Below are 3,541 nucleotides of genomic sequence, written 5' to 3'. Positions count from 1 at the left end.
GAGATTCTGCACGATGCGGAATCCGGGCAGTTCCGGGCTGCCGGTGACCATCGAGTCGTTCAGCAGAAGGCCGCTGAGCGGCTGCGCGGTGTTGTAGGGATCGGTCATGGGTTCTCGTTGCGATCGGCACTTGGGCTTGTACAGAGTACCTGTCCTGGCGCAGTTCGGATTCATGAAGGCGGTCGAGCACGCGGAGTATTGCACTGTCAGCGCGCCGCCGATCTCAGCCTTCCTCGTCCTCGTTCGCCAGCAGGTCCCCCGGGTCGTCGACGTAGGTGATCAGGTCTCCGGGCTGGCACTGAAGTGCGGCACACAATTTCGCCAGTGTCGAGAAGCGCACGCCACGCACCTTGCCCGAGCGGAACAGTGAAAGGTGTGTCTCACTGACCCCGATCAGCGCGGCCACCTGCTTCGCTTTGAGTCGCCGTGAAGCGAGCACCTCGTCCAGCGCGATGCGGATCGGCATCAGAAGATTCCATCAAGATCGGCCTTCATGGCCGCGGCATGTCGCAGCACGTCTGCGATGATTTTCAGCGAGACGCCGATCGCGCCCAGCACCAGGCCCGACACGTCGTAGGCGATCCAGTATCCGACGTCGGAGCCGAGCAGGCGCGAGATCGCAGGAACCAGGAACACGCCGGCGAAGGCACCAACCGCCAGCACGACGCCGACCCGATCGAGCATCCGGATCACCGCATCGCCATAGAGATCGCCAGCGGCGATCGCGGCGAGCGCAGCGCGAATCCACCATAGCGCAAGCAGATAGCAGGCTTCCGGAATCGCGTCGACGCACTGGATGCCAAGACGCCCCAACGCGTCCGCTGCCCTCGCGTCGCTGACCACCCCGATCAGTGCTGCACTGAAGCGTTCGGCGATCAGCAGGCCCAACAGGCCCGCAGTCAGGAACGTCAGCATCGTGCACAGCCTGGCGCTTCGCGCGCGGATTTTCGTGGTGATCGATGACGTTCCCAAAACTCCTCCAAATTTAAGCTTGACAACAACTAATTGGATGTTAGTTTAACTCTTACATCAATCTTTGTGAATGCCTGAGCGCGAATGGTCGCCCTGTGAGGCCGTTGCTGGGCGGCCGTTCGAGGCGGTCGAAGATCGCTGCGCATGAGCCGACTGCCGGCGATCCGGCCCTCCATTCTCGTGGAACCCGCTCCATGTCCTGCCTTGAAGTGTCCGGCCTTGGCCATCGATATTCCCGCGACGTCATTCTCGAGCACATCGACCTGTGCGTGCCCGAAGGTGCGATTTACGCATTTCTCGGCCCAAACGGGGCCGGCAAGACGACGACGCTCCGCCTCATCCTGGGGCTTCTGACAGTGCAGGTCGGGCGCATCTGCGTATTCGGCCAGCGCCTGGACACGGATCGCATCGCGATCCTCGCGAAGGTGGGTTCGATGATCGAAGGTCCCTCCTCCTACGATCACCTGAGTGCCCGCGACAATCTCGAAGTCTCAAGGCGCATCCATCGATGCCCCGCGTCACGCATCGACGAGGTGCTGAAACTCGTCGGCCTCCGCGGAACAGGCAGCAAGAAAGTGCGGCAGTTCTCGCTCGGCATGAAGCAGCGGCTCGCGATCGGCACTGCACTGCTGCACTCGCCGAAACTGCTGGTGCTCGATGAGCCGACGAATGGACTGGATGCCGACGGCATGATCGAAATGCGCCACCTGCTCGCGGGACTCAATCGCGAGCACGGCACCACAATCCTGATCTCGAGTCATCTTTTGGCGGAGGTCGGGAAGCTCGCGACGCACGTCGGCGTGATCAGCGGCGGACGCATGGTGTTCGAGGGAACGATCGACCAGTTGGGATCGCGTGCGCCGCCAACGGTACGGTTGAGCACAAGCGATGATCCCAGAGCGGCGACGATCCTTGCAGCGGCCGGGATCGAATCGCAGTTCGTGCACGGAAAGATCGTGGTTCCGGCGATGTCCGCCGATTCCGTGGCGGATGTGAACCGCCAACTGGTCGAAAGCGGCATTGGCGTTCACGACATCGGTATCGCGCGACGCGATCTCGAATCGTTGTACACGGAACTGATCGGGGTACGCGCATGAACACCATGCTCGTGCATGCGTTCCACAGCGAATGGCTGAAGAAGAAAAACAGTCTCGCCGTCTGGCTGGTTCTGTGCGGAAGTCTCTTCACACCGGCAATCGTCACGCTTGCACGGCTGATCCAGCACAATGGCCTGGAACCGCTTTATCGCTCCGACGACTTCTGGCACTCGCTCTGGCGAAGCTCGTGGGAATCGATGGCGATTTTCCTGCTGCCGGTGTGCGCCATTCTTGCAACCAGCCTGCTCACGCAGATCGAATATCACAACAATGCATGGAAGCAGGTGCGTACGTTGCCGCTGCCGAGCGCACACCTGTTTGTTTCAAAACTCGCCGTCGTGTTCCTGATGCTCGTTCAGTTCTTCGCCCTGTTCAACGTGGGAATCTGGTTGTCCGCGATGGTTCCCTGCGTTCTGCTGTCGGGCGTCCCGTTTCCAACGCAGCCGATTCCGCTGATGGATTTCCTGCAAGACGATGCGCGGTACTTCGTCGACTGCCTTCCGATCGTCGCGCTTCAATATGCACTTGGACTGCGCTTCGGCAATTTTCTCGTCTCGGTCGGCGCCGGCTTCCTGTTGTGGGTCGGAGCGCTTGCGGCGTTGTCGTGGAAATACGGTTTCCTGGTTCCGTACACGTACGTGATGTTCGATTATCTGAAACAGGTACCCGCCGGAAAGACGGTCCGCCCGGACATGGATATCCACGTGTTCGCGTTGGGTTATTTTGTTGCATTCATCGCGCTCGGCTTTGCGATGTTCGCGTCGCGACGCCAGAAGGGCTGAGCTTCGACGCGGCCAGTCCACGACATCGATGCCGAGAATCCGAAGCATGGCGATGTGTTGAAGACGCGGAAGGGGCGCCGGGCCGCCACTGCGGGCGGCCGGCGCGCACGTCGTCACGCGACGAAAGCGACTATTTCGCGACTTTTTCGAGACGCGCCTGCGCCTCTGCCTTGCCGATGCCGCGTACCGCGGCCAACGAAGCCAGTTGCTCCCTGCGCGGCGTCGTCTTTCCCTTTTCCCAGTTGTACACCGACTGTCCGCTGACGCCGATGAGTTGGCCGAAATCGCCTGCAGACATTCCGAGGCGCGAGCGTAGCGACACGAGACCCTTCGCAACAAATCGCATCGGTGGCTCGGTGGACTCCGGTTTGGGCGACTTTTCGCTCCTGGCAGCTCCTTTCGCGAGCATCGAACCCTGTCGTTCGAGGGCGGCGATCTTGCGTTTCAGCGCTGCGATTTCGTGCCGATGCGCCGCTGCGTTCTTCCTGACCGGCTCCACCTCGCGGCGAATTTCCTTGCGGCACAGCCGCGCGATCTCGTCTTTTAGAAGTGAACCGATATTAGGCATTCGTTTTTCCAGCATGTCCGGGATTGAACGGCCTGTATCTTACATGGTGTCCGCCACAGCATCATCGAATCACCAAAAGATGCGACATGCCACGATTCAGCCTGGAAATGGAGGTGGTGGGC

Annotated in this window: 5 protein-coding genes; 2 read left to right on the top strand and 3 right to left on the bottom strand. The window is 60.7% G+C overall.

Annotation, left to right across the window (positions count from 1 at the left end; genetic code table 11):
* Positions 1-223: 223 nt before the first annotated feature.
* Both ABIV12_RS13195 and ABIV12_RS13190 read right to left on the bottom strand, forming a co-directional pair.
* Positions 224-466: a helix-turn-helix transcriptional regulator gene (locus tag ABIV12_RS13195; protein ID WP_348060028.1), complete on the bottom strand. Its 243-nt coding sequence runs from the start codon at positions 464-466 to the stop codon at positions 224-226.
* Positions 466-915 carry a hypothetical protein gene (locus tag ABIV12_RS13190; protein WP_348060026.1) on the bottom strand — a complete coding sequence of 150 codons (450 nt, stop codon included), beginning with the start codon at positions 913-915 and terminating at the stop codon, positions 466-468. Before ABIV12_RS13190 ends, ABIV12_RS13195 begins: the two co-directional genes overlap by 1 nt.
* A gap of 251 nt (positions 916-1,166) precedes the next feature.
* On the opposite strand from ABIV12_RS13190, the gene ABIV12_RS13185 reads away from it, so the two are divergent.
* Both ABIV12_RS13185 and ABIV12_RS13180 read left to right on the top strand, forming a co-directional pair.
* Positions 1,167-2,069 carry an ABC transporter ATP-binding protein gene (locus ABIV12_RS13185; RefSeq protein WP_348060024.1) on the top strand — a complete coding sequence of 301 codons (903 nt, stop codon included), beginning with the start codon at positions 1,167-1,169 and terminating at the stop codon, positions 2,067-2,069.
* Positions 2,066-2,851 carry an ABC transporter permease gene (locus ABIV12_RS13180; RefSeq protein WP_348060022.1) on the top strand — a complete coding sequence of 262 codons (786 nt, stop codon included), beginning with the start codon at positions 2,066-2,068 and terminating at the stop codon, positions 2,849-2,851. The genes ABIV12_RS13185 and ABIV12_RS13180 overlap by 4 nt, the downstream gene beginning before the upstream one ends.
* Positions 2,852-2,981: 130 nt before the next feature.
* On the opposite strand, the gene ABIV12_RS13175 is transcribed toward ABIV12_RS13180, so the two are convergent.
* Entirely contained in the window at positions 2,982-3,419 is a 438-nt protein-coding gene (locus tag ABIV12_RS13175; protein WP_348060020.1) for a helix-turn-helix transcriptional regulator, read from the bottom strand.
* Between the last annotated feature and the right edge of the window lie 122 nt (positions 3,420-3,541).

Source organism: Dokdonella sp., from assembly GCF_039926425.1.
In the GTDB taxonomy this organism is placed as follows: Bacteria; Pseudomonadota; Gammaproteobacteria; order Xanthomonadales; family Rhodanobacteraceae; genus Dokdonella_A.
Note: the sequence above shows the minus strand (reverse complement) of the source record. Positions and strands in the feature narration are given on the sequence as shown.

Coding starts and splice junctions, on each gene's coding strand:
- ABIV12_RS13175 (WP_348060020.1), bottom strand. CDS start 3,419: ATGCCTAATATCGGTTCACTTCTAAAAGACGAGATCGCGCGGCTGTGC.
- ABIV12_RS13185 (WP_348060024.1), top strand. CDS start 1,167: ATGTCCTGCCTTGAAGTGTCCGGCCTTGGCCATCGATATTCCCGCGAC.
- ABIV12_RS13195 (WP_348060028.1), bottom strand. CDS start 466: ATGCCGATCCGCATCGCGCTGGACGAGGTGCTCGCTTCACGGCGACTC.
- ABIV12_RS13190 (WP_348060026.1), bottom strand. CDS start 915: ATGCTGACGTTCCTGACTGCGGGCCTGTTGGGCCTGCTGATCGCCGAA.
- ABIV12_RS13180 (WP_348060022.1), top strand. CDS start 2,066: ATGAACACCATGCTCGTGCATGCGTTCCACAGCGAATGGCTGAAGAAG.